Here is a 24238-nt window from a genome sequence, read left to right as displayed (position 1 = left end):
ATGTGCACCCTGGTGGCGCTCGCGTTCCTGGTGCCGCTCACGTCGAGCCTCGGCGACCGCGCCCGCGAGGAGGCCATCGCCGACGCGGCCCGGCGCAGTGCGCTGGTCACCGGGGCGCTCGCCGTGAGCACCGCACCCGAGGTGGTCGAGCGGGCGGTCGCGGCCAGCGGCGACGATCCGGCCACCCGGCCGGTGGTCCACGGGCTGGACGTCGACGCGTCCGGGGGCCGGGCCGCCGCGGCGGACCTGGACCGGGCCCGGGCCGAGGGGCGCTCGGTCGTCGTCGACGTCGACGGTGGCGCGGTACGCCTCGACCCGGTGCTGCTCGGCGACCGGACGGCGGTGGTCGAGGTCTTCGTGCCCGAGTCCGAGCTCGACGAAGGCTCCGGTGGGCGGTGGCTCCTGCTGCTCGGCGTGACCGTCGCCCTGGTCGGGGCGGCGGTGCTGATGGTGGACCGGGTGGCTACCCGCACGGTGGACGCGGCGCGCAATCTGGTCCGGGCCGCGGGCGCCCTCGGCGGCGGCGATCTCAACGTCCGCGTGGAGCCGACCGGCCCGCGGGAGCTGGCCGAGGCCGGCTACGCGTTCAACCGGATGGTCGAGCGGCTGGTCGACGCCCGTGCCGACGAGCGGGAACTGGTCGCCGACCTGTCGCACCGGCTGCGTACGCCGCTGACCGCGCTCCGGCTCGACGCCGAGGCGCTGGATCCCGACGACACCAGCATCGGCACGTTCAGCGAGGCCGAGCTTGACCGTCGGCGCGGGATCCGGCGGATCCGGCAGGCGATCGTCACCCTGGAGGGCGAGGTCGACCAGCTCATCAAGACCACCCGCAAGGCGGTCACCCAGGAGACCGCGCCGGCGACGTGCGACGTGAGCGAGGTGGTACGGGAGCGGATGGTGTTCTGGTCCGCCCTGGCGGGCGACCAGAACCGGCAGCACCGGGTCACCGGCGCGCAGCTGCGCATCCCGGCGCCGGTGCCGCGGGCGGAACTGGCAGCCGCCCTGGACGCGGTGATCGGCAACGTCTTCCGGTACACGCCCCAGGGCACCGCGTTCGAGGTGGCCGTCTCGCGGCGGGACGGCTACGTCGCGATCCGCGTCGACGACGCCGGGCCGGGCATCGCGGACCCGGACCGGGCGCTGCGCCGGGGCGCGAGCGACCGCGGCTCGACCGGTCTCGGGCTGGACATCGCCAAGCGGGTGGCGTTGCAGGCGAACGGGTCGGTCAGCATCGACCGGGCCCGGCTGGGCGGGGCGAGCGTCGTCATGCTGCTGGCCGATCCGGACGCGACGCCCCGTCAGGTGAGCCGGTTCGGGCTGGTGGGCCGGATGGCCCGGGACGTCCGTGACCAGAAGGGCAGCGGCCGCCGGTGGCCGCGGCAGCGCCCCACCGACGGCTGACGCACGCCCGGCCCGTGCGCCGGCGGGTTGTGGGCCGGCGCAAGTCTTCCTTAGATCCGGGTTAACACCGGCGCCGTCCCGGGGCGCAGCTGTCAGGATCGAAGGCACGAACCCATCAGTTCCACCGGCTACCTGCCCCGCGCACCTGCGGCCGGTGGAGCCGTGCGCGCGGCGGGAGAATCGGTCCCCCCACACCTCCTCCCGCCGCGCGCCACTCCTTCATCACGGCGGTGCCGGGGTCAGCGCGGGGCGGTCGCCAGGTACGCGTCGATCTCGCCGACGAGGCGCTGCTTCGCGGCCGGGTCGAGGAAGGACGCGGTCACCGCGTTGCGCGCCAGTGCGGCCAGCCCGTCCGGGCCCGCGCCGAGGAGGCGGGCCGCCACCGCGTACTCGTCGTTCAGGGTCGTGCCGAACATCGGCGGGTCGTCGGAGTTGATCGTCACCAGCACGCCGGCCGCCATGAGCCGGGGCAGCGGGTGGTCCTCGATCCGCGCCACGGCCCGGGTACGGACGTTGGAGGTCGGGCAGACCTCCAGGGCGATCTGCCGCTCGGCGAGGTACGCGAGCAGTTGCGGGTCGTCGGCGGCGGAGATGCCGTGCCCGATCCGCTCCGCGCCGAGGTCGCGCAACGCGTCCCAGACGGTCTGCGGGCCGGTGGTCTCCCCCGCGTGCGGCACCGACCGCAGGCCGGCCGCGCGGGCCTGGTCGAAGTACGGCTTGAACTGCGGCCGCGGTACGCCGATCTCCGGGCCGCCCAGCCCGAAGCTGACCAGCCCGTCGGGGCGCTCCTCCAGGCAGATCCGCAGGGTCTCCTCGGCCGCCGGGAGGCCGGCCTCACCCGGAATGTCGAAGCACCAGCGCAGCTCGATGCCGAAGTCCGCCTCGGCGCGCTTGCGGGCATCCTCGATCGCCTCGCAGAACGCCGGCGCCGGAATGCCGCGGTGCACGTGCGAGTACGGGGTGACGGTCAGCTCGGCGTAGCGGACCTGCTGGCGGGCCAGCTCGCGGGCGACCTCGTGGGTGAGGATCCACACGTCCTCCGGGTCCCGGATCAGGTCCACCACGCTCAGGTAGACCTCGATGAAGTGCGCGAAGTCGCGGAAGGCGAAGTAGTCGGCGAGTGCGGCCGGGTCGGCCGGGACCGGGCTGCGCCCCTCGTGGCGGGCGGCCAGCTCGGCGACGATCCGGGGCGAGGCGGAGCCGACGTGGTGCACGTGGAGCTCCACCTTGGGCAGTCCCGCGATGAAGGTGGGCAGGTCGGTCACAGGTTCTCCTCTGCACGGGCGCCGGTTCTGGCGACGAAGAAGACGCGTCGGAATGGGAAGTACACCCGCCCCCCGCAAACCGGGTACGCCTCGGCGAGGCGTACGCCGAGCTCGGTCCGGAAGGCGGACCAGCCGGCGGCGTCCAGCGCCGCCCGGACCGGGCGCAGCGCGGTCCCCTCCATCCAGGTGAGGACGGGGTGGTCGCCGTCGGCCGGGGCCGGGAGCAGGTGCACGTAGGTAGTTTCCCAGGCGTCCACCGCGCAGCCGGCGGCGACCAGCAGGTGCGCGTAGCCGACCGGGTCGTCGACGGGCGCCTCCCGCAGCAGCGGGCCGAGCACGTCGCGCCAGGCGGGACGGCCGGCGACGGCGCGGAGCGCCCGGTGCGAGGGGGCGTCGAAGTTGCCCGGAACCTGCACCGCGATCACGGCACCGGCGGGCAGCTCGCGGGCCCAACGGGTGAGCAGGTCCCGGTGCCCGGGCACCCACTGGAGCACGGCGTTGCTGACCACGACGTCGGTGTCCGGGTCGGGGCGCCAGTCGCGGAGGTCGGCGACGCCGAAGTCCACCGGGACGCCCAGGGCGGCGGCGCGGTGCACCATCTCCGGTGCGGAGTCCAGACCGGTGACCCGGCTGTCCGGCCACCGGTCGGCCAGGGTCGCGGTCAGCGTGCCGGGACCGCAGCCGAGGTCGACCACCGCGCGCGGGCGGCCGGCGGGGACGCGGGCGAGGAGGTCGTGGAACGGCCGGGACCGTTCGTCGCCGTAGCGAAGGTACGCCGCCGGGTCCCACATGCCAGCCTCCCAAACCGTACGTCCGTCTTGCTAACCGTACGGCCCGGCGCGCGGCCCGGCAAGGCGGAGTCGGGCCCGGACACCGGTGTCGTACTCCCACGCCGCCGGTCGTCGTCCGGGCCCGCCGGGGCGCGGCGAGCGTTCCTGGACACCGCACTAGGCTCTGGGGCATGGAGCAGCGCACCTTCCCCCGGCTGGGCCGGACCGTCGGCGTGATCGGGCTCGGTGCCTGGCAACTCGGCGCCGACTGGGGCACCGTCAGCGAGGACGACGCGATGGCGGTCCTCGCCGCCGCCGTCGACTCGGGGGTCTCCTTCCTGGACACCGCCGACGTCTACGGGGACGGCCGCAGCGAGCAGCTGATCGGGCGGTTCCTGGGCATCCGGCCCGGCGCCGGGCTCACGGTGGCCACCAAGATGGGGCGCCGGGTCGCCCAGACGCCGGAGGCGTACACCCTGGCGTACTTCCGGGAGTGGACCGACCGGTCCCGGAAGAACCTCGGTGTCGACACCCTCGACCTGGTGCAGCTGCACTGCCCGCCGACGCCGGTCTTCGCCGACGACGGTGTGTTCGACGCCCTCGACACGCTGGTCGCCGAGGAACGGATCGCCGGGTACGGCGTGAGCGTCGAGACCTGCGACGAGGCGCTCACCGCGATCGCCCGCCCCGGCGTGGCCAGCGTGCAGATCATCCTCAACGCCCTGCGCCTCAAGCCCCTGGAGCGGGTGCTGCCGGCCGCGACAGCGGCCGGGGTCGGCATCATCGCGCGGGTGCCCCTGGCCAGCGGGCTGCTCTCCGGCCGGTACGACGAGCACACCACCTTCGCCCCCGACGACCACCGCACCTACAACCGGCACGGCGAGGCGTTCGACGTCGGCGAGACCTTCTCCGGCGTCGACTTCGCGCTCGGCCTGGAGGCCGTCCGTCGCCTCGCGCCGCTGGTCGGCCCGGACCGCACGATGGCGCAGTTCGCGCTGCGCTGGGTCGCCGACCAGCCCGGTGTGACCGTGGTGATCCCCGGCGCCCGGGACGCGGCCCAGGCCCGGGCCAACGCCGCCGTGGCCGATCAGCCACCACTGTCCGACCAGGACCGCGCGACGGTCGCCGAGGTGTACGACGAGCTGATCCGACCGCAGGTGCACGACCGGTGGTGAACGGGACGGACCCGGGGCGGAGACGGGAGAACGTGATGAAGGGCTGGCTGACGCTCACGGTCGGCCTGCTGGCCGTGGTCCTCGGTGCGCTCTGGACCGTGCAGGGGCTCGGGCACGTCGAGGGCAGCGTGATGACCGGCGTGGACCTGTGGGTCGTCGTCGGCCCGGTCGTCGCGCTCGCCGGGCTGGTCCTGCTGTGGCTGGGCGTACGCGCCCGCGACCGACGCTGACGCTCCCGGCGCACCGCGGTTCCATTCCGGACACGGTGAAAGCCCCGCATCCCGGACGGGATACGGGGCTTCGCGTCGATCCGGGGGGCCGGATCACCCACTGGCCGGCGGCTGCCGGCCGGCACCACTCAGAGGGGGCGGACCTGCTCGGCCTGCGGACCCTTCTGACCCTGGGCGATCTCGAACTCCACCCGCTGGTTCTCCTCCAGCGTGCGGTAGCCGCTGGTCTGGATGGCCGAGAAGTGGACGAACACGTCAGCACCCCCGCCGTCGACGGTGATGAAGCCGAAGCCCTTGTCAGCGTTGAACCACTTCACGGTTCCCTGCGCCATGTGCAACTCCTTCTAAAACTGGCGGCCGAGCACGCCGTGCGGCCGGTTGGCCGTTTTCGAGCAGCGGCGCCTGAGGCGGCCCCCGATGAAGGAGACTTCTCTCAACCCACGCCATCTCTACAACAGCGTGGAACAGCAAACCACGTACGCAAAAACTCTGCACAGCCTACCGGACGAAATTCTCCGACATGTGACCTGTCGGATGCCAGAGATCAGTCCGGTGGGTGCCTGCGGACCGGCGAAAAGGCCCCCTCGCCGGTGGTGTTCCGGCACGGGGGCCCTGGTCGACCGCGGGTCAGTCCGGCCACCGGCCGGTCAACCGGCGTACGCCGATCGCGCCGCCCCGGTCGACGGCGGCCCGGACCACCGCGAAGATGGCCCCCTGCAGCGCCGCCGCCGCGAGGATCTCACCCCAGCGGCGGTCCTCGTCGGTCGCGCTCGGCGCCTCGCCGTCGCCCGCGGTCACCTTCCACACCTGCCGGAAGATGGCGCCCGCGACGGTGCCGGCGGCGATACCCATCAGGACGCCGACCGGCTTGTAGGCGGCCTTACCGATAGCCCGGCTCACCGGCGCCTCCCTCGGATGATCATCAGCACGACGGCCGCGGCCAGCGCACCCGCGGCCAGCGCGGCGAACGGCGCCGGGTTGCCCCGCACCCGCTCGCCCCGTTGCCGGGCCTGCCCGCGCACCCGGGCGACCGTCAGCGTGGCCTGCTCCCGCATCCGCTCCTTCGCCTGTTCGGTGGAGGACTTGAGGCGCTTCTTCACGTCGGCCTTGGCGGCCAGCGCCTCCACGGTCTCGCCCAGCTCGACCCGGGTCCGCCGGATCTCCTCCCGGAGGGCCTCGGTGTCCCCGGTGCCGCGCCCGTTGCCCGTCATGGCCGTCTCCCGTCCTTCACCGCCGCGGTGACGGTGTCGACGTCGGCGCGGACGCTGCGCACCGTCGCCGCCGGCACCGGCGGAACCGCCTGGCTGACCTGCTTCTTGCCGACCAGGGCGAGGATGCCCGCGCCCAGGAAGAGCATCACCGCGACGATCAGCGCGGCCGCCCAGGCGGGCAGGACCAGGTCCAGCAGCAGGATCGCGGTCGCGACCAGGGCACCGAGGCCGTACAGCGCCAGCGCGCCGCCGCCGCCGAAGAGGCCGATGCCGATACCGGCGTGCTTGCCCTTCTGGGTCAGCTCCGCACGCGCGAGGGCCAGCTCGTCGCGGACCAGGCGGGAGACCTGCTCCGTGGCCCGCTGCACAAGCTCGGCGGTGGACGGCTCGCTCCCGGTCCGGGTCGTGCGGGCATTCGCCACGTCAGCCATGCTGTCCTCCTTTCATCATCACCGCGCGCTGTATGCCCGGAGTCGCCGCCCGTCAATCCTCCCGGCCGTCCGACCGCCGCGTCCCCGCGACCTGCTGCAAGGCGCGGGGTGTCGGGCAGCACGTCCCCGGAAATGCGGGACCCAAACCTTCGTGCTTCCCGGTCCGCCCAACGTCCGCCTCGACGCGAGGTCACGCGACACCCGCCTACTCCTGGCCGCAATCGTGCACATCCAGCGCCTCGTTGCGGATTGTGCACTGGTTCGTCAAGGCAGGACGCGCATGATCGACGCCGGTCGGGTCGGGATGCCGACACGAACGAGCTTCCCGGCACCTGGGGCGGTCGGACGATTCGGGCGGAACGGGGTCGGGTCAGCGGCGGGCGTCCACCGGTTCGTCCGGGCCGACGAAGGCCTCGCTGCGGGCGTCGCCGTCGTCGCTGCCGCCGAAGACGCGGGCGTCGTCGGGCACGTCGCCGTCGGCGAGGCGGCGGGCCGGGCGGCGGGGCTGGACCCACTGCCACGCCAGGTTGCTGTCGGCGTCGCCGACCTCCGCGCGCATCCGCGGCATGGCGGTCGGCCGCTGGTCCCGGACCCAGGCGACCAGGTGCTCGCGGACCAGGCAACGCAGGTCCCACAGGCTCCCGGCGCCCGCCGCGCTGACCAGCGCCCGAACCTTGACCATGCCGCCGGTCGCGTCGGTGACCTGGAGTACGCAGACCCGGCCGTCCCACAGCTCGCTGTTCTCCACCAGGCGGCGCAGTTCCTCCCGCATCGCCTGCACCGGTACCGACCAGTCCACGTCGAACTCGGCGGTGCCGAGCACCGCCGCCTCGGTGCGGGTCCAGTTCTGGAACGGCGTGCTGGTGAAGTACGACGTCGGCAGGATCAGCCGCCGGTCGTCCCAGATCTGCACCACCACGTAGCTGAGGGTCAGCTCCTCGATCCGGCCCCACTCCCCCTCGACCACGACGACGTCGTCGAGGCGTACGGCGTCGCTGAACGCGAGCTGGAGGCCGGCGAACACGTTGCCGAGCAGGCTCTGCGCGGCCAGCGCGGCCACCACACCGACCACACCGGCGCTGGTCAGCACACCGGCGCCGATGCCCCGGACGGCCGGGAAGGTCATCAGCATCACGCCGAGGGTCAGCACCACGATCACCGCGATGGTCAGCCGGCGGAGCATGACCACCTGGGTGCGTACGCGCCGGGCGTGCCGGTTGTCGGGCACGTCGACCCGGAACCGGGCGAGCGCCGTGTCCTCCGCCACCACCAGGAGCGCGGCGACCAGCCAGGCGGTGGTGGCGATAACGGCGAGAACCAGCAGGTGGAGCAGGACCTGCCGCCAGCCGCTGCCGACCGCGTACCCGGTGGTGAACCGGACGGCGAAGTGGACGGCGAGAACGGTGGCCGCGACCTGGAACGAACGGTGCGCGTGCTGGGTCAGCTCCGTCATCAGCAGCGACCGCCGGCCGAGCCGCCGGATCAGGCGGTGGACGACCTCCACCACGAACAGGGCGATCGCCGCCGCGGCGAACACGGCGACGATCGTCCCGAGGTAGCTCTGCACAGGTGGTTCCTCTCCTCAACCGGACGCCGAGCGCATCGGGGCAAAACCCCAATGGTGCCGGTCGACGGCGGAATCGACCAGTTAGACCTTCCGGTAGCGGGACTGGAGGAAGCAGAAGACGCCGAACGCCGCGATGCCGAGGGCGACCACGGTGAGCAGCACCTGCCCGTACGCCTGCTCGCGCAGTGTCCGCAGCGCGGCGTCGAGGCCGCGGGCCTGCTCCGGGTCGTAGTTGACGGCGGCGACGACGACCAGCAGGCCGGTGATCCCGTACGCGACGCCCTTGGCGACGTAGCCGGCGATGCCGAGCCGGCGGGCGAGTTGGCGGGCCTTCGGGCTCATCTCGCCCGTCTTCAGGTGCTTCTCGAAGCGCTTCACCAGCCCGTAGATCACCAGGCCGACGCCGATCGCGGCGAGCACGACGCCGGCCAGGCCGACCAGCCAGCGACCGCCGGCGGACTCCATGGCCCGGCCGGTGAGCGCCTCCTGCTGGTCCGCGCTGTTGGAGCCGGCGTCCCTGAAGACCTTGAACGCGGTCCAGGCGAAGTAGAGGTAGACGAGGGTGCGGCCGAGGGAGGCGAGGCGTTCCCAGACCCGCTCCCGGCCCCGCTCGACGCGGTGGCCGACGGCGGCCTCGAGGGCCTGCCAGATCGCCATCGCCGCGAGGCCGATCGCGATCGTGACGACGAGAACCTTGCCGAGGGGCTGGGCGGCGAGGGTCCGCAGCGCGCCGGACTGGTCGCCGTCGGCGGCGGGGTTCCCGAACGCGATCTGCAGTGCCAACCAGGCGAAGAGAAGGTGCACGACCCCGTAGCCGATGAAGCCGGCCCGGGCGAGGAGTTCCAACCACCGGCTGTTCGCCGTGCGGGCGGCGGTGGCTTCGGCGTTCCGGGTGAGAGACATGGCGCCTCAATCTCCGGACGCGAAGGTTTCCAAACGTGGCGCCACCGCCGCCGCCCGGGCTCAGCCGCCGTTGGCCGCCACCTGGATCTTGATCTCCTGGTCGGTCACGCTGTCGAGGGTGACCGAGAAGTCGCCGACCTGGGCGGCCTGCTGGCCGGTCGTCAGCGTCACCTGCTCGCCGGCGACCTCGACGGTCACCTGGTCGTCCTCGGCGCCGATCAGCTTGGCCTCGACCCCGAGGATGCTGGCGGAGGCGTCGACACCCCGGTCGAAGGTGACGGTGCAGGAGCCGGCCAGCGAGCAGTCGGTGGAGGCACCCTCGGAGCTGCAACCGGCCAGCACGGCCACGCCGAGGGCCAGACCGGCGAGCAGGCCGACGGCCCGGCGGGCGGGGGGCAGGGGGAACATGCGTCGGTTCGTCACGGCGCCAAGAGTACGAGATGCCCGCGACCCGGCCATGATCGACAGCGGGAGCCGGTGCGGTGTCCGGAACTGGCAACGTCACTGGCCACCGCACTAGGGTCCCGGTCATGCCGTTCGACATCGCCCGCACCCGGGCCGCGTACCCCGCCCTGGCCGAGGGCCACGTCCACCTCGACGGGGCCGGCGGCACCCAGACCGCCGGACCGGTGATCGAGGCGGTCGCCGAGGCGATGCGGACCGCGATCGGCAACCGCAGCGCCGCCAACCTGCCCGGCCGCCGGTCGCTGGATCTGGTCGACGCGGCCCGGACGGCGGTGGCGGATCTGGTCGGCGCGGTCCCGGAGGGTGTCGTGCTGGGACCAAGCGCGACCGCGCTGACGTACACGCTGGCCCGGACGCTCGGCGCGTCCTGGCGGCCCGGTGACGAGGTGGTGGTCTCCCGGCTCGACCACGACGCCAACGTCCGGCCGTGGATCCAGGCCGCCGAGGCCGCCGGCGCGACCGTGCGCTGGGCCGAGTTCGACGGGCGCACCGGCGAGCTTCCCGCCGGCCAGTACGCCGACCTGGTCGGCGAGCGGACCCGGCTGGTCGCGGTGACGGCCGGCAGCAACGCGATCGGCACGGTCCCGGACGTGGCGGCGATCGCCAAGACCGCCCACGCGGCCGGCGCGCTGGTCTGCGTGGACGGCGTGCACGCGGTGCCCCACGGGCCGACCGACCTCGCCACCCTCGGCGCGGACTTCCTGGTCACCAGCGCCTACAAGTGGTCCGGGCCGCACCTGGCGGCCATGGTCGCCGATCCGGCCCGCTGGGAGCGGCTGCGCCCGGCGAAGCTGCGCCCTTCCTCGGACGCGGTGCCCGACCGGTTCGAGTACGGCACGCCGAGCTTCCCGCTGCTGGCGGGCGTGGCCGCCGCCGTCGACCACCTGGCCGGGCTGGACCCGGCGGCGACCGGGCGCCGGCGGGCACGGCTGCGGACCAGCCTCGCCGCCGCCCAGGCGTACGAGGAGGCGCTGCTGGCGCGGCTGCTCGACGGCCTCGCCGGGCTGCCCGGGGTGACCGTGCTCGGCTCCCCCGCCCGGCGCTGCCCGACGGTGTCGTTCCGGCTGGCGAACCTGTCCCCGGCGGCGACGCAGGAGGCGCTGGGCGCGGCCGGGCTCTGCCTCTCCTCCGGCGACTACTACGCCTACGAGTACTTCCGGACGCTGGGGCTGCGGGACAGCGGCGGGGCGGTCCGGGCCAGCATCTACCACTACAACACGGCTGCCGAGGTGGACCGGTTGCTCGCCGAACTGGACGTCCTGGCCGGCACCGGAGGCAGAATGGCCGGGTGAGCACCCTGGTCGAGGACAATCCCGCCAAGCACCGCTTCGAGATCCTGGTCGACGACGGCCTCGCGGGCTTCACCGCCTACCTGCCGCGGGACGGGTACCTGATCTTCACGCACACCGAGGTGGACGAGAGGTACCAGAACATGGGCGTCGGCGCGGCGCTGGTCCGGGGCACCCTCGACCAGCTGCGCGAGCGTGGCACGAAGATTGTGCCCCAGTGCCCCTTCGTGGCGGCCTTCATCAAGCGCCACCCCGAGTACGCCGACCTGGTGACCGACCGGACCTGACGCGGAACGCCGATCCGCGTCCCTCAGGCGAGGCCGGTGAGGATCTCGGCGGCGGCGGCGCCCGCGGCACGGGTGGCGCCGTGGGTGGCGAGGTGCACCCGCCCGGCGACCAGCTCCGGCACGCCCAGCTCGACGACGACCGCGTCGGGCCGGGCCGCCAACGCACGGTCGACGGCCGCCCGCATCCACCGGTGCCGGTGCAGGTCACGCACCACCAGGACGACGCGGCGGTCGGCGGCGCCGGCCGTCGGGTCCCGGGGCACGTCGGCCTCGGCGTACCGGACGGCGGTGGTGCCCGGCACCAGGTCGGCGAGCGGGGCGGCGAGACCCCACGGGGTGTCCGGGCCGATCGCGATGTTGGGCGGCGGCTCGAACTCGACCACGTGCGCCGGGCCGGTCAGCGGCAGCAGGCCGATCCCGCCGCGGGCCGTGGTGACCCGTACGGCTCGGCGCGCGGCGGCGAGCCCGACGCCGGAGCTGTCGCCCGGCAGCCGGACGGGCCGGTCGGCGCGGGCGGCGACGGTCCAGGCGGAGAGCTGGCCGACCCGCTTCGCGGCCTCGGTGAGTCGTTCCTCCGGCAGTTCCCCGGAGACGACGGCGGCCACGATGGCGTCCCGAAGGTGCCGCGCCGATTCCTCGTCGGCCCGTTCGCCGCCGACGCAGATCGCGTCGGCGCCGGCGGCCAGGGCGCGCACCGCCGTACCGGCGAAGCCGTACCGGTCGGCGACGGCCCGCATCTCCACCGCGTCGGTGACGATCACGCCGGAGAACCCGAACTCGTCGCGCAGGAGCCCGGTGAGGATCCGGCCGCTGAGGGTGGCCGGCAGCTCCGGGTCCAGCGCCGGTACGAGCAGGTGCCCGGTCATCACCGCCTGGACCCCGGCGGTCACCGCCGCGCGGAAGGGGGCGAGTTCCACGGCGTTCAGCCGCAGCCGGTCACCGGTGATCCGGGGCAGGTCGTGGTGGGAGTCGACCCGGGTGTCGCCGTGCCCGGGGAAGTGCTTGGCGCACGCGGCCACGCCACCGGACTGGAGCCCGCGTACCCAGGCGGCGGTGTGCCGGGCGACCAGGGCCGGGTCGGCGCCGAACGAGCGGACGCCGATCACCGGGTTGTCCGGGTTCGAGTTGACGTCGGCGTCCGGCGCGTAGTTCAGGGTGACGCCGAGGGCGGCGAGTTCCGCGCCGAGGTCGTGGGCGACCTCCTCGGTCAGGGCCGGGTCGTCCACCGCGCCGAGGGCGAAGTTGCCCGGCCGCGAGCTGCCCCGGCCGGATTCGATCCGGGTGACGTCGCCGGCCTCCTCGTCGATGGCGACGACGACGTCCGGGCGCTCGGCGCGCAGGGTCGCGGTCAGCCCGGCGACCTGCTCGGGATCGACGACGTTGCGGGCGAAGAGGACCACCGAGCCGAGCCCCTCGGCGAGCCAGCGGCAGACCCAGGGTGGCGGCGTGGTGCCGACGAAGCCGGGCTGGAGGACGGCGGCGGCCAGGGACGCGAGATTCCCCTCGGGCATGGTCACGCTCCCACTCCGGCCTGCTCCTCGTTCAGATCGCTCATGCGGTGGTCGTCCCCCCCCGTCTCTGCACGGCCCGGCACCTCCGCGACCGGCGGCGGTGCTGCCATGCTCACACCGCGCGACCAAATAGTCAATAAACCTTACAGTTGCTGTCCCGACATCTGGCAGCGACAGTGCGGGGATGGACCCCGTGCTGCTGGCCGAGGCGACGAACCCGGCCGACGTCCCCGGCGTACGCCTGCTCGGCGTGGTGGTGGGCGGCCTGCTGCTGCTCGCCGCGATCCGCGCGATGTTCCGCCGCTGAGACGCGCGACGCCGCCCCCGCGGCGACCGGCGCGCACGGCGACGCGTCGCCGAAGCCCGTGCGGCCCGGCGGGTTCCCGCGGCGATCCCCGGGGTACGACCCGTCCACGGTTTCGGCGAGGGGGCGACGATGAGGATCGGCTACTTCCTGTCCAGCGAGGAGTTCACGCCGGCCGAGCTGCTGGCGCAGGCACGCGGCGCCGAGCGCGCCGGCTTCGAGGCGCTGTGGATCTCCGACCACTACCACCCGTGGACCGACGCGCAGGGGCAGAGCCCCTTCGTCTGGTCGGTCATCGGGGCGCTCAGCCAGGTGTGCCGACTGCCGGTCACCACCGCGGTCACCTGCCCCACCGTCCGCATCCACCCGGCCGTGGTGGCGCAGGCGGCCGCTACCAGCGCGGTGCTGCACGAGGGGCGCTTCGTGCTCGGCGTCGGCAGCGGCGAGGCGCTCAACGAGCACATCCTCGGCGACCCGTGGCCGCACACCGACACCCGGCTGGAGATGCTGGAGGAGGCCGTCGCGGTGCTGCGCGACCTGTGGAAGGGCGACTTCGTCAACCACCGCGGCCGGCACTACACCGTCGAACACGCCCGCGTCTACACGCTGCCCGAGACGCCCCCGAAGGTCTACGTCTCCGGTTTCGGCCCGAAGTCGGTCGACCTCGCCGCCCGCATCGGTGACGGCTACATCAACACCTCACCCGACGCCGAGCTGGTGCGGCGGTTCCGCTCCGCCGGGGGCGGCGACAAGCCGGTCCAGGCCGGCTTCAAGGCGGCGTACGCGGACAGCGAGGACGAGGGCGCGCGGATCGCGTACCAGCGTTGGCCGAACGCGGGCGTACCCGGTGAGCTGTCCCAGGTGCTCACCTCCCCGCGCCACTTCGAGCAGGCCGCGAGCATGGTGCCGCAGGAGACGATGACCTCCGCGTTCGTCTGCGGCAGGGACGCCGACGCCCACGTGGCGAAGATCGAGGAGTACGCGAAGGCCGGCTTCGACGAGGTCTACGTCGCCAACGTGGGCCCGAACTGGCAGGGCCTGTTCGACCTCTATCAACGCGAGGTGCTCCCCCGGGTCCGCTGACGGGGTGGCGGACAGTGGCGGCAAGAAGCGATTGAGTCCGCCGGGCACACCGTGGCACTCGCCTTCTACCTGGCGCCAGCCCTACGCGAAGCGGCGCCGGAGGGGTGAGCAGCGCGCGCCAGACGAGAGCACCGCCGACCCCCGCCTAGACTTAGCCCGCCCCTGACCTGCCCGGACATGCGACAACGGAGACGACATGCAGGTGACCGAAGCCCTTGACGCCATGGCGGCACTGATCCGCGCCAGCGAGCACCCCGACATCACGGACGTTACGCGCTATGGCACGGACACCCGCCCGGGCGGACAGTCGCCGTCCGGCGTGAAGGTGATCTACCAATCCGGCTCCGCCGCGATGCTCTGGGCTGCCGACGCACCCCGCCCGGCGCCGGCACCCGTGCCGCTTCCCGCCGAGATGCCGCCGCCAGCACAGCGGGCCGCTCGGCTGCTCATGTTCACCGTGCAACTCCTCGACGTCGCCCGTCCGCCGATCTTCAGGAGCTGGGAGCCGTGCGGCTTTCCCGATGTTCACCTGACGCCGGCTGCTTTGCGGATCACCTACCAAGACGGAAGCACGCTCTACCTTCGCGTGACTGCCGCAACCGGCCCGACCGGCGACCCGACCGAGGACCCTCATCCCGATTACCGATTCCCCAAAGGAGTCCGCACATGGCCCCCGGTTGTCAGTGCACAGTCTGCGGTGCCCGAGTAGGCGTCTCCCCCGGCAAGCCGTGCCCGCCGCACCAGGCGATGGGTAGCCGAGGCACCTGCCCCGGCTCGGGACAGCCGACGTACTGACCGCTGCAACGACGATGGAGCCCCGGCCGCTCGCCTCGCAAGTGAGGGAGAGCCGGGGCTCTGTCGTGTGCCGGCCGGTGGGGCATGACCCCTTCAGCCCGGCCGCGGTTTCGCCGCTGATCAGCCGGGGTACCTCCGGCCCTCGATGAAGCTGTCCACGCACTCGATGACCTTGCGCCGCGCCGCGAAGAGCCTCTTCGGCTGGACCGCGCTGCGGCCCCACCAGCTCGCCGCGATGCGGGCGGTGATGAAACGCCGTGACGCGCTGGTGGTGCTCCCCACCGGCGCCGGCAAGTCGGCGATCTACCAGATCCCGGCCAGCCTGATTCCCGGTCCCACGGTGGTGATCTCCCCGCTGCTGGCCCTGCAGCAGGACCAGATCGCCGCGCTGAACGAACGGCAGAGGCCCGAGCTGCGGGCGGTCCGGATCAGCTCCGACGAGTCGCCGGCCCAGCAGGCCGAGGCGATCGAGGAGATCCGGGCCGGACGGGCCGAGTTCCTCTTCATCACGCCGGAGCAGCTCGCGAACCCGGACCGGATGGCCGAGGTGCGGTCGCTGAAGCCGGCGCTGGTGGCGATCGACGAGGCGCACTGCATCTCCGCGTGGGGCCACGACTTCCGCCCCGACTACCTGGCCCTGGGTCACCTCGTCGAGGGGATCGGGAGGCCGCCGGTGGTCGCGTTGACGGCCACCGCCTCCCCGCCGGTCCGCGACGACATCGTCGCCCGGCTGCGGTTGCGGGACCCCGAGATCGTCGTCTCCGGCCTGGACCGGCCCAACCTGTTCCTGGAGGTGGCCCACTGCCCGACCGAGGACTACCGCTGGCGGCGGTTGATCGCGTTGCTGCGCGACGACGAGCGGCCCGGCATCATCTACGTCCCCACCCGGCGGGCGGCGGAGGAGCTGGCCGGGCGGCTGACCGACGCCGGGTTCCCGGCGCAGTACTACCACGGCGGCATGGCGGCCGGCGCCCGCGCCGAGCTGCACGAGGCCTTCCTCGCCGACCGGGTGCCCATCATGGTCGCCACCTCGGCGTTCGGCATGGGCATCGACAAGCCCAACATCGCCTGGGTGGTGCACATGGCGCTGCCCGACTCGCCGGACAGCTACTTCCAGGAGATCGGGCGCGCCGGGCGCGACGGCCAGCCGGCCCGGGTGCTGCTGCTGTGGCAGGCGGAGGACGTCGGGCTGCAACGCTACTTCACCGGCGGCCTGCCGGACGAGAACGAGCTGCGGGACCTGTCCGCGCTGCTGCGCCGCAGACCCTGCACCAGGAAGGAGTTGCGGGAGCTGACCGGCCTGGGCCCGCGCAAGCTCGGGCAGTACCTCGCGCTGCTGGAGCAGGTGGGCGCGGCCGAGCCCGGGGGCCGGCAGCGAGTCGGCGCGCCGCGCTACTCACCGACACCCGTGGCGGCCGCCGCGGCGGCCCTCGCGGAGGCGGAACGGCAGCAGACGGTGACGCGTTCGCGTACCGACATGATGCGTGCCTTCGCCGAGACCACCGCCTGCCGCGGCCAGACCCTGCTCGCGTACTTCGGCGAGCAGATGACCGCGGTCTGCGGGCACTGCGACAACTGCCACGCCGGCACCAGCACGGCGGACAACGGCGCGGTCGGCCCGTTCCCGGTGCACAGCCAGGTCCGGCATCCCGAGTGGGGGCCGGGCCTGGTGCTGAGCTACGAGGACGACCGCATGACGGTTCTCTTCGACGAGGTGGGGTACAAGACGCTGTCCGTCAGCGTGGTGTCCGAACAGGGCCTGTTGACGCTGGACTAGCCTGAGGCGGCCGCCCTCGGCGGGGCGGCCGGACGCCGCGACGCAGCGCGGCGGTCGGAGACGCCGCGGCGCGGGCGGCCGTGGCGAGCACGAGCGAGAGAAGGAGCGGTGCCGTGATCGAGCAGCCGGCGTACACCGGGTTCGGTTTCACCGACGGGGAGTGGGGGCTGCTGGTCGGCCTGCCGCAGTCGGTGCTGACGGCGGCGAGCGCCGCGGAGTCCGACGGCGCCCGGCGCACGATGGCCGAGAACGCGGCCGGCATGGACACCATCTCCGCCGGGCGCGAGTCGGCCAGCCCGCTGGTCGCCGCGGTCGCCGGCGAGGTGGTCTCCCGGGTGGGCGATCCGGAGGCCGGCGCGGAACTGCCGGTGATCGAGCCGGCGGACCCGCGGGCGCTCATGGAGGACGTGCTGGGCCGGGCGAAGGAGGCGGCGGCGCTGCTCGCCGCCAAGGTGGACGAGGGCGAGGCCGGGGCGTACAAGCACTGGCTGGTCGAGATCGCCGAGCAGGTCGTCGGCGCGGCGTCCAGCGGCGGCATCCTGGGCCTCGGCGGGGATGTGGTGAGCGACATCGAGCGCCGGTTCCGGGACCGGCTCGCCCAGGTCCTCAACGACTGACGGGATCGACAGCGGCGGTGGTCCGGGCGAGGACCACCGCCGCCGTCGTTTCGTGTCGGCTGCCGGCCGGTCAGGCGACCCGGCGGCGGAACAGCAGCGCGGCGAGCACCATCGACGCCAGCAGGATGCCGAGGCACCAGGCCACCGCTCGAGCCGGCGCCGCGCCCGCGGGGGTGGCCAGCAGCAGCGCGCGCAGCGTCTCGATGACCGGGGTCACCGGCTGGTGGTCGGCGAACCCGCGCAGCCAGGCCGGCATGGTCTCCACCGGCACGAACGCGCTGCTGGGGTACGGCAGGAACATCACCAGGAAGGTGAAGCCGCTGGCCGCCTCGGGGGTACGGGCGAGCAGGCCGAACGCGGCGGACAGCCACGACACGGCGAGCAGGAACAGCAGCAGCACCCCGGCCGCGGCGAGCCAGCGCAGCGGGTCGGCCGCCGGGCGGAACCCGATGGCCACGGCGACACCCAGCACCAGCACGGTGGAGACCATGTTGCGGGCGACGCTCGCCGCGACGTGGCCGCCGACGATCGCGGTGGCCGCGACGTCCATCGTGCGGAGCCGCTCGACCACCCCGTTGGTCAGGTCGGTGGTGACGCTGACCGCCGTGCCCGCCGCACCGAACCCGGCGCACAGCAGCAGCACGCCGGGGACGACGTACGTGACGTACGCGTCACCGGTGTCGATCGCGCCCCCGAAGAGGTAGACGAAGAGCAGCATCAGGATCACCGGCAGCAGCAGCGACGTGAGCAGCGCGTCGATGTTGCGACGGGACAGCCGTACGCAGCGTCCCACCAGGACGGACAGCTCGGCCGGTCGGGCGGTCAGCTCAGACACCGGCTACCTCCCGCGCGTCGGCGGGCGCCGGCTGCCCGGTCAGGGTGAGGAAGACGTCGTCGAGGGTTGCCGTACGCAGGTGGAACCGGGCGACCCCCTGCCGGTCGGGGTCGACCTCGTCGAGCAGCCCGCGCACCTGGGGCGCGCTGCCGTCGGTCGGGACGGCCAGCTCACGCCGGACGCCGTCGGTGTGGGCCACCCGGTCACCGAGCCGGCGGACGGCCGCGGCGAAGCGGTCGTCGTCGCGCATCGTGAGCTCCAGCCGGTGGGCGCCGAAGCGCCGCTTCAGGTCCGCGGCGGTCCCCTCGGCCGCCAGCCGCCCCCCGTGCAGGACCGCGACCCGGTCGGCGAGCCGGTCGGCCTCCTCCAGGTACTGCGTGGTGAGCAGCACGGTGACGCCGCCCGCGGCCAGCTCCCCGACGACCTCCCACAGGGCCTGCCGGCTGCGCGGGTCGAGCCCGGTGGTCGGTTCGTCCAGGAAGATCACCGACGGCTCACCGACCAGGCTGGCGGCGAGGTCGAGCCGGCGGCGCATCCCGCCGGAGTAGGTGGCCACGCGCCGGCCGCCGGCCGCCGTCAGGTCGAAACGCTCCAGCAGCGCGGTCGCGCGGCGCCGGGCGGCGGCGCGGGGCAGCCTGGTGAGGCGCGCCATCATCTCCAGGTTCTCCATGCCGGTCTGCCCGTCGTCGAGGGCGGCGTGCTGGCCGGCCAGGCTGATCACCCGGCGTACGCGCCGCCGCTCGCGGACGACGTCGTGCCCGTCCACCCGGACGCTGCCCCCGTCCGGCGCGGTCAGTGTCGCCAGGATCCGCACCGTGGTCGTCTTCCCCGCGCCGTTCGGACCGAGCAGGGCGTGCACGCTTCCCCGGGCCATTCGCAGGGTCAGCCCGTCGAGCACCGTCACCGCCCCGAAGGACTTCCGCAGGCCGACGACTTCCACCGCCGGTCCCGTCCACTCCCCCATGGCTGCCACCCTCCGTGTTCTGTGTATGGCATACGCTTTACTGCGTAGACCATACGCAGAAGCTAGGATGGCGGTCAACAGCGATCGAGAGGCGAGGATGAGCGAGCCGGACGTCGACCTGCCCGACAGCGTGGCGGCCGCCTGGGGGCTCCAGGAGCGACCCGGCAAGGGCCCCCGGCGCAGCCTGACCCTGGAGCGGGTGGTGGCCGCCGCCGTCCGGGTCGCCGAGACCGACGGCCTGGCCGCCGTCTCGATGAGCCGGGTCGCCGGCGAGCTGGGCGTCGCCACGATGTCGCTGTACCGGTACGTGTCGACCAAGAACGACCTGGTCGACCTGATGGTCGACGCGGCGTACGGCGAACCACCGTCACCACGCGGGTCCGACGAGGGGTGGCGGCCCGCGCTCGCCCGGTGGGCCGAGGCGAACGTCGCGGCCATCCGCCGCCGCCCCTGGCTGCGTCACGTGCCGATCAGCGGCCCGCCGATCCGCCCCAACCAGGTCCACTGGATGGAGCAGGGCCTCGGCACGCTCCGCGGCACCGGCCTGCGTCCGACCGAGCGCCTGTCGACCGTCCTGCTGGTCAGCGGGTACGCGCGCACCTGGGCCACGCTCACCGTCGACCTCGCCGAGGCGGCCGCCCGGTCCGGGGTCGGCCCCGACGAGGCCAACACGCGTTACTGGCAGCACCTCGAACTGCTCACCCGGACCGGCACCTTCCCGGCGGTCCGGGAACTGCTCACCGAATGGGCCCAGGAGGAGGACGAGGAGTTCGACGCGGAGTGGGAGTTCGGCCTGAACCGGATCCTCGACGGTGTGGACGCCCTGGTCCGGAGCCGCCGATGACCGCCCTGCGCACCGAAATCCTGGACACCACCGCCGTGCCACCCGCGGACCGGTGGCCGTACTTTCTGGACATCGCCGAACGGACCGCCGCGCGGGTGGACCTCGACAGCGCACACGTCACCGATTTCCGCGCTGTCTCCCGAAGCGTCGACCTGGGCACCGTCAAGCTCAGCCGGCTGCGTTACCAGTCGCTGAGCGCGCAGCGCACCCCCCGACTCATCCGTCAGGCCGATCCGGAGGTCTTCCAGGTCGCCATGGTGCTGAGCGGCGCGAGCGCCATCAGCGCCCGCCGGCGGGAGACCTCGATGACCCGCTCGGACCTCACCCTCGTCGACTGGAGCCGGCCGCACCGGTTGATGCACGACAGCGCCAGGGACGGGCGGGAGCAGGCATCGTCGATCACCGCCGTGTTCCCCCGGGCGCTGCTACCGGTACCTCCCGACCGGGCCGACCGGCTCGTCGCGTCCCGGATGTCCGGCACCGAGGGACCCGGCGCGCTGCTGGCGCAGCACCTCAACCACCTGACGCGTCACCCCGAGCAGTTCCGCGACGCGGACGCGCCCCGGCTGGCCGAGGTGACCCTCAGCCTGGTGGCCATGCTGCTCGCGCACCACCTCGACGCGGAGGATCAACTCCCGGTCGACGTACGGCAGCAGGCGACGTTCGCCCGGATCCACGCCTTCATGGACCGGCATCTCGGCGATCCCGACCTCACGCCGCGCGCCGTGGCCGAGGCGCACCACATCTCCCTGCGCACCCTGCACCGGCTCTTCGAAGGTGAGGAGGAGACCGTGGCGCAGTCGATCCGCCGTCGTCGGCTCGAACGCTGCCGGAAGGACCTGCTCGAACCCGTCCAGCGGCCGCTGCGGGTGCAACAGATCGCCCGTCGGTGGGGGTTCACGGATCCGGCCCACTTCAGCCGCGCCTTCCGTAGCGCGTACGGCATGAGCCCGGCGGCGTACCGGGAACGGCACGCCGAGCCCCCGACGGGAGGCCGGACAGAATGACCCGACCGAGGCGGAGAGGGGATCAGTGATGACGGCGCTGCCGGTCGAGACGATGGACACCACGCGGGTGCCGCCGGCGGACCGGTTCCCGCTCTGGGTGGCGATGGCGGGCGAGGTGTCCGCCCCGGTGGCTTTCACGAGCGACCACGCGCTCGACTTTCACGGTCACGCCCGGCTGATCAGCCTCGGCGACATCGCGGTCACCCGCTTCCGGTACCAGTCGCTGGTCGGGCGACGCACGCCGAGACTCATCAGACAGGGCGACCCGGAGGTCTACCAGATCGCGCTGCCGTTCGCCGGCACCTGCACGATCAGCGCGCGCCGGTGCGACTCCGCCATCCCCAACCGCGACTTCACACTCGTCGACTGGGGGCGGCCCCACGACCTGTCCCACACCCTGGGGCCCGACGGGCGGGAGCCGGCCGGGTCCGTCACGGTCGTCATCCCCCGCGCCCGGCTCCCGCTCGATCCCGACCGGGTGGACCGGCTCACCGCCGCCCGGCTCCCCGGCGCGACGGGCCCCGGCGCGCTGCTGGCCCAGCACCTGCACCACGTCACCCGGCATCCCGAGCAGTTCACCGCCGCCGACGCGCCGCAACTCGCCGAGATCACGCTCAGCCTGGTGTCGATGCTGCTCGCCCGTCACCTCGACGCCGAACGCGGCCTTCCCGCGGACATCCGGCGCCAGGCTCTGCTGGCACAGGTCCGGAGCTTCCTCGACCGCCACCTGCACGACCCGGCCCTGGACCCGCAGATGGTCGCCGACGCCCACCACCTCTCCCTGCGCTCCCTGCACCGGCTCTTCGAGGGCGAGGAGGAGACGGTCGCGGAGTCGATCCGGCGACGCCGGCTCGACGGATGCCGGCGGGACCTGCTGGCCCCGCTGCTGGGGCACCTTCCGGTGGCCCAGATCGCCCGCCGGTGGGGCTTCACCGACCCGGCCCACTTCAGTCGCGCCTTCCGGACCGCGTACGGGATGAGCCCGCGGGCGTACCGGGCCCGGCACGGTGTGCCCGCCACGGGGCGGCACCCCACCCGCTGACCGGACACAATGGTCGGCGCCGACACGGGGAGGGACGATGCTGACGCCGGTGGTCGTGGACACCGAACAGGTCGCCGCAGCGGACCGGTTCGGGATGTGGCTGGAGATGGTGGCACGCACGGCGGCGCCCCTGCGGATTCACACCGCGCACGCCCACGACTTCACCGCCCGGGCCGAGTTCATCGACTTCGGCCCGATCCAGGTGGTCCGCTACCAGTACCCGTCGCTGGACTGCGTCCGCACCCCGAAGCTCGTCCGGCAGTCCGACCCCGAGGTCTACCTGCTCGCCCTGAACACCGCGGGCAGCACCAGCGCGACACAGGACGACCGGTGCAGCACCGGCCGACCCGGCGATTTCACCTTCTACGACGGCTCCCGCCCGCACGAGGTGCACCACCACGGCGACGACGCCGGCCGGGAGCCGGCAAGCTCCATCGCCGCGCTCATCCCGCACACCGCGCTCCCGCTGCCACCGCAGCGGCTGGCTCCCCTGTTCGGCGGCGGAATGTCCGGCACGACCGGGGTCGGTGCCCTGCTGGCCCAGTTCCTCACCCAGGTCGCCACCCATCCCGAGCAGTACCACGCGGCGGACGCCGCCCGACTCGGCACGATCGGTCTGGACCTGGCCACCACCCTGCTCGGCCGGCACCTGGTGTCGGAGCACGAGATCCCCTCGGAGGTACGCCGACGGGCACTCGTCACGCAGGTGCGGGCGTACGTCCAGCGGCACCTGGACGACGCCACGCTGAACCCGCAGACCATCGCGGACGCCCACCACATCTCGCTGCGCTCCCTGCACCGGCTCTTCGAGGCCGAGGAGACGACCGTCGCCTCGTACATCCGTGGCCTGCGGTTGGAGCGGTGCCGGCACGACCTCGCCGACGCGGTGCTGCGTGCCCAGCCCATCCAGACCATCGCGGCACGCTGGGGTTTTCCCGACAAGGCCCACTTCAGTCGGATGTTCCGGGCAGCGTACGGGATGACGCCGCAGTCCTGGCGACAAGCCAGCCGGGACTAGGCACGGATCGTCAACCGCGCGGCGTCCACGGTCAACCCGTCCGGGGCAGACTGGGAAACCGAAGCGGCCGCCCCCTCCGGACGCCATGCCGGCGCGGGCGGCCCGCCGAACGGGGGCCGTGGCGGGGCGCCCGCCGCCCGAACGGCGGCGGGCGGTCGCCCGGCGGTACCCCGAGCCACCTCCCGATTCCGGTTCCGCCGCTGGCATCCCCAGGTGCCACCGGCGGAGCCGGTCAGGCTTCCTCCAGCAGTTCCAGAACGGCCCGCTCGGCCTCCTCGCGGGGTGTCCTCGGATCGACCGGCGCCACCACACCGTCGTGGTAGAGGTCCACCACGCGCGGGTCCACGTAGGACGTGCGTGCCACCGTCGGCGTGTTGCCGAGCAGTTCCGCCACCTCCCGCATGACGGCGGCGACCGCCCTGCGGCGGGCGGTGACCGACCGCTGCCGGCCCACGGTGGCCAGTTCGGTGGCCGCCAGCACGGTGGCGTGCCAGGTACGGAAGTCCTTCGCCGTCATCTCGCCGCCGCTGGCGTCCCGCAGGTACTCGTTGACCTCGTCGCTGCGCACGTCCCGCCAGTCCCGGCCGTCCCAGTACCCGAAGAGCCGGTCGGCGGCGCGGCGACGGCGACGCAGGTTGGTCAGCACCCGGCACAACTCCGGATCCTCGATCCGGCGGACCTGCTCGATGCCGCCCTTGGCCGGGAACTCGAAGACCACGCAGCCCCGGCGGGAGCGGGCGTGCTCCGGGCGCAGGGTCGAAACGCCGAAGGTGGGGTCGTCCCCGGAGGCGTACTGGTCGTTGCCGACCCGGAACATCCCCATGTCGAGCAGCCGGGCCACGGTGGCGAGGACCCGGTTCCGGTTCAGTCCCCGGCCGTCGAGGTCGTTCGCGATGCGCTCGCGGAGCGTCGGCAGCCGGTGGGCGACCTCCAGGATGTGGTCGAACTTCGCCTCGTCGCGCTTGCGCCGCCACTCCGGGTGGTAGAGGTACTGCTTGCGGCCGGCGGCGTCGATGCCGGTGGCCTGGATGTGCCCGTTCGGGTACGGCGAGATCCACACGTCCTGCCAGGCCGGCGGAATCACCAGGTCCCGCAGCCGCGCCACCTGCTCCGGATCACGGACCTGCTCGCCCGCCGGGTCGAGGAACACCCAGCCCTCGCCCCGCCGGCGGCGTCCGTACCCCGGCCTGCCCGGATCACTACGCCGCAACCGCACCGGTAGTCCGCACCGCCTGTTCCACCTCGGCCACGGCGGCCAGCACGTCGCCCACCCCGACAGCCGCCAACGTCGGGTGGCTTCCTACCCCGTCCCACCTGGGCCAATCGTGTCCGTCGGCCCACAGCACCCGGTGGCAGGTCCGGTCGGGTGGTGGGCCCCACTGGGTGGGTGGGACGGGGCCGAAGAGGAGGACCGACGGGGTGTGGTAGGCGGTGGCGAGGTGGG

The 24238-nt window shown here is 73.5% G+C and carries 27 protein-coding genes and 1 pseudogene; 14 read left to right on the top strand and 14 right to left on the bottom strand.

Annotated features, from left to right (window positions below; translation table 11 throughout):
• Nucleotides 1-1404, top strand: coding sequence for a HAMP domain-containing sensor histidine kinase (locus tag AB0873_RS24675; protein WP_366602482.1), 1404 nt, complete (start codon nucleotides 1-3; stop codon nucleotides 1402-1404).
• A 239-nt stretch (nucleotides 1405-1643) separates the two neighbouring features.
• Here the strand turns inward: AB0873_RS24675 and AB0873_RS24670 are convergent, their stop codons facing one another.
• Both AB0873_RS24670 and AB0873_RS24665 read right to left on the bottom strand, forming a co-directional pair.
• Nucleotides 1644-2669 carry an adenosine deaminase gene (locus AB0873_RS24670; protein WP_155332822.1) on the bottom strand — a complete coding sequence of 342 codons (1026 nt, stop codon included), beginning with the start codon at nucleotides 2667-2669 and terminating at the stop codon, nucleotides 1644-1646.
• On the bottom strand, nucleotides 2666-3460 hold the full coding sequence (locus AB0873_RS24665; protein ID WP_366602480.1) for a trans-aconitate 2-methyltransferase: 795 nt from the start codon (nucleotides 3458-3460) through the stop codon (nucleotides 2666-2668). Before AB0873_RS24665 ends, AB0873_RS24670 begins: the two co-directional genes overlap by 4 nt.
• A 170-nt stretch (nucleotides 3461-3630) precedes the next feature.
• On the opposite strand from AB0873_RS24665, the gene AB0873_RS24660 reads away from it, so the two are divergent.
• Nucleotides 3631-4614, top strand: coding sequence for an aldo/keto reductase (locus AB0873_RS24660; RefSeq protein ID WP_366602479.1), 984 nt, complete (start codon nucleotides 3631-3633; stop codon nucleotides 4612-4614).
• Nucleotides 4608-4844: a hypothetical protein gene (locus AB0873_RS24655; RefSeq protein WP_366602477.1), complete on the top strand. Its 237-nt coding sequence runs from the start codon at nucleotides 4608-4610 to the stop codon at nucleotides 4842-4844. Before AB0873_RS24660 ends, AB0873_RS24655 begins: the two co-directional genes overlap by 7 nt.
• Before the next feature lie 128 nt (nucleotides 4845-4972).
• On the opposite strand, the gene AB0873_RS24650 is transcribed toward AB0873_RS24655, so the two are convergent.
• The 7 genes from AB0873_RS24650 to AB0873_RS24620 all read right to left on the bottom strand — a co-directional run bounded on the left by AB0873_RS24650 (nucleotide 4973) and on the right by AB0873_RS24620 (nucleotide 9379).
• Entirely contained in the window at nucleotides 4973-5176 is a 204-nt protein-coding gene (locus AB0873_RS24650; RefSeq protein ID WP_011905669.1) for a cold-shock protein, read from the bottom strand.
• 295 nt (nucleotides 5177-5471) lie between these two features.
• Nucleotides 5472-5744: a DUF4235 domain-containing protein gene (locus tag AB0873_RS24645; protein WP_366602474.1), complete on the bottom strand. Its 273-nt coding sequence runs from the start codon at nucleotides 5742-5744 to the stop codon at nucleotides 5472-5474.
• A complete protein-coding gene (locus AB0873_RS24640) occupies nucleotides 5741-6055 on the bottom strand; it encodes a DUF3618 domain-containing protein (protein ID WP_155332827.1) in 315 nt (104 codons plus the stop codon). Before AB0873_RS24640 ends, AB0873_RS24645 begins: the two co-directional genes overlap by 4 nt.
• On the bottom strand, nucleotides 6052-6486 hold the full coding sequence (locus AB0873_RS24635; protein WP_366602472.1) for a phage holin family protein: 435 nt from the start codon (nucleotides 6484-6486) through the stop codon (nucleotides 6052-6054). The genes AB0873_RS24640 and AB0873_RS24635 overlap by 4 nt, the downstream gene beginning before the upstream one ends.
• 370 nt (nucleotides 6487-6856) lie before the next feature.
• Nucleotides 6857-8053 carry a mechanosensitive ion channel domain-containing protein gene (locus AB0873_RS24630; protein WP_366602470.1) on the bottom strand — a complete coding sequence of 399 codons (1197 nt, stop codon included), beginning with the start codon at nucleotides 8051-8053 and terminating at the stop codon, nucleotides 6857-6859.
• A gap of 81 nt (nucleotides 8054-8134) precedes the next feature.
• Nucleotides 8135-8956, bottom strand: coding sequence for a DUF1206 domain-containing protein (locus AB0873_RS24625; protein ID WP_366602468.1), 822 nt, complete (start codon nucleotides 8954-8956; stop codon nucleotides 8135-8137).
• Nucleotides 8957-9016: 60 nt separating this feature from the next.
• Nucleotides 9017-9379, bottom strand: coding sequence for a hypothetical protein (locus AB0873_RS24620; RefSeq protein ID WP_366602466.1), 363 nt, complete (start codon nucleotides 9377-9379; stop codon nucleotides 9017-9019).
• A gap of 107 nt (nucleotides 9380-9486) precedes the next feature.
• On the opposite strand from AB0873_RS24620, the gene AB0873_RS24615 reads away from it, so the two are divergent.
• Both AB0873_RS24615 and AB0873_RS24610 read left to right on the top strand, forming a co-directional pair.
• Complete coding sequence (locus AB0873_RS24615) at nucleotides 9487-10713, top strand: cysteine desulfurase-like protein (protein ID WP_366602464.1); 1227 nt, start codon at nucleotides 9487-9489, stop codon at nucleotides 10711-10713.
• On the top strand, nucleotides 10710-10997 hold the full coding sequence (locus tag AB0873_RS24610; protein ID WP_366602463.1) for a GNAT family N-acetyltransferase: 288 nt from the start codon (nucleotides 10710-10712) through the stop codon (nucleotides 10995-10997). The genes AB0873_RS24615 and AB0873_RS24610 overlap by 4 nt, the downstream gene beginning before the upstream one ends.
• A gap of 23 nt (nucleotides 10998-11020) precedes the next feature.
• Here AB0873_RS24610 and AB0873_RS24605 read toward each other — a convergent pair whose 3' ends face one another.
• Nucleotides 11021-12514, bottom strand: coding sequence for a glycoside hydrolase family 3 protein (locus AB0873_RS24605; RefSeq protein WP_366602462.1), 1494 nt, complete (start codon nucleotides 12512-12514; stop codon nucleotides 11021-11023).
• Between the two features lie 178 nt (nucleotides 12515-12692).
• Here AB0873_RS24605 and AB0873_RS24600 point away from each other — a divergent pair, with 178 nt between their 5' ends.
• From AB0873_RS24600 to AB0873_RS24580, 5 genes are all read left to right on the top strand, one after another.
• Nucleotides 12693-12815 (top strand): hypothetical protein, encoded by a 123-nt coding sequence (locus tag AB0873_RS24600; RefSeq protein ID WP_366602460.1) that lies wholly within the window; start codon nucleotides 12693-12695, stop codon nucleotides 12813-12815.
• Between the two features lie 129 nt (nucleotides 12816-12944).
• Entirely contained in the window at nucleotides 12945-13895 is a 951-nt protein-coding gene (locus AB0873_RS24595; protein WP_366602459.1) for a TIGR03557 family F420-dependent LLM class oxidoreductase, read from the top strand.
• 196 nt (nucleotides 13896-14091) lie between these two features.
• On the top strand, nucleotides 14092-14604 hold the full coding sequence (locus AB0873_RS24590) for a hypothetical protein (protein ID WP_366602457.1): 513 nt from the start codon (nucleotides 14092-14094) through the stop codon (nucleotides 14602-14604).
• Between the two features lie 231 nt (nucleotides 14605-14835).
• The gene (locus AB0873_RS24585; protein WP_366602455.1) at nucleotides 14836-16467 is read left to right on the top strand and encodes a RecQ family ATP-dependent DNA helicase; all 1632 of its coding nucleotides are present in this window, start codon (nucleotides 14836-14838) and stop codon (nucleotides 16465-16467) included.
• 113 nt (nucleotides 16468-16580) lie between these two features.
• On the top strand, nucleotides 16581-17084 hold the full coding sequence (locus AB0873_RS24580; RefSeq protein WP_366602453.1) for a hypothetical protein: 504 nt from the start codon (nucleotides 16581-16583) through the stop codon (nucleotides 17082-17084).
• A 70-nt stretch (nucleotides 17085-17154) separates the two neighbouring features.
• On the opposite strand, the gene AB0873_RS24575 is transcribed toward AB0873_RS24580, so the two are convergent.
• Both AB0873_RS24575 and AB0873_RS24570 read right to left on the bottom strand, forming a co-directional pair.
• Nucleotides 17155-17919: an ABC transporter permease gene (locus AB0873_RS24575; protein ID WP_366602451.1), complete on the bottom strand. Its 765-nt coding sequence runs from the start codon at nucleotides 17917-17919 to the stop codon at nucleotides 17155-17157.
• The gene (locus AB0873_RS24570) at nucleotides 17912-18883 is read right to left on the bottom strand and encodes an ATP-binding cassette domain-containing protein (RefSeq protein ID WP_366602449.1); all 972 of its coding nucleotides are present in this window, start codon (nucleotides 18881-18883) and stop codon (nucleotides 17912-17914) included. The genes AB0873_RS24575 and AB0873_RS24570 overlap by 8 nt, the downstream gene beginning before the upstream one ends.
• Before the next feature lie 97 nt (nucleotides 18884-18980).
• On the opposite strand from AB0873_RS24570, the gene AB0873_RS24565 reads away from it, so the two are divergent.
• From AB0873_RS24565 to AB0873_RS24550, 4 genes are read left to right on the top strand one after another with little or no spacing between them, the layout of a single operon-like run.
• Nucleotides 18981-19727: a TetR/AcrR family transcriptional regulator C-terminal domain-containing protein gene (locus tag AB0873_RS24565; RefSeq protein WP_366602447.1), complete on the top strand. Its 747-nt coding sequence runs from the start codon at nucleotides 18981-18983 to the stop codon at nucleotides 19725-19727.
• A complete protein-coding gene (locus AB0873_RS24560; RefSeq protein ID WP_366602445.1) occupies nucleotides 19724-20734 on the top strand; it encodes a helix-turn-helix domain-containing protein in 1011 nt (336 codons plus the stop codon). The genes AB0873_RS24565 and AB0873_RS24560 overlap by 4 nt, the downstream gene beginning before the upstream one ends.
• A gap of 28 nt (nucleotides 20735-20762) precedes the next feature.
• Complete coding sequence (locus AB0873_RS24555; RefSeq protein WP_366602444.1) at nucleotides 20763-21776, top strand: helix-turn-helix domain-containing protein; 1014 nt, start codon at nucleotides 20763-20765, stop codon at nucleotides 21774-21776.
• A 37-nt stretch (nucleotides 21777-21813) separates the two neighbouring features.
• A complete protein-coding gene (locus tag AB0873_RS24550) occupies nucleotides 21814-22794 on the top strand; it encodes a helix-turn-helix domain-containing protein (RefSeq protein WP_366602442.1) in 981 nt (326 codons plus the stop codon).
• Between the two features lie 232 nt (nucleotides 22795-23026).
• Here the strand turns inward: AB0873_RS24550 and AB0873_RS24545 are convergent, their stop codons facing one another.
• Together AB0873_RS24545 and AB0873_RS24540 are read right to left on the bottom strand one after the other, a co-directional pair.
• The gene (locus AB0873_RS24545) at nucleotides 23027-24010 is read right to left on the bottom strand and encodes a DNA topoisomerase IB (protein WP_366602440.1); all 984 of its coding nucleotides are present in this window, start codon (nucleotides 24008-24010) and stop codon (nucleotides 23027-23029) included.
• Nucleotides 23994-24238 (bottom strand): annotated as a pseudogene (locus AB0873_RS24540) (glycosyltransferase family 9 protein); the annotation flags it as partial. The pseudogene AB0873_RS24540 and the gene AB0873_RS24545, both read right to left, overlap by 17 nt.

Origin of the sequence: Micromonospora sp. NPDC047707 (assembly GCF_040704235.1) — a bacterium.
Classification (GTDB): Bacteria; Actinomycetota; Actinomycetes; order Mycobacteriales; family Micromonosporaceae; genus Micromonospora.
This window is presented reverse-complemented; position numbering and strand designations above follow the sequence as displayed.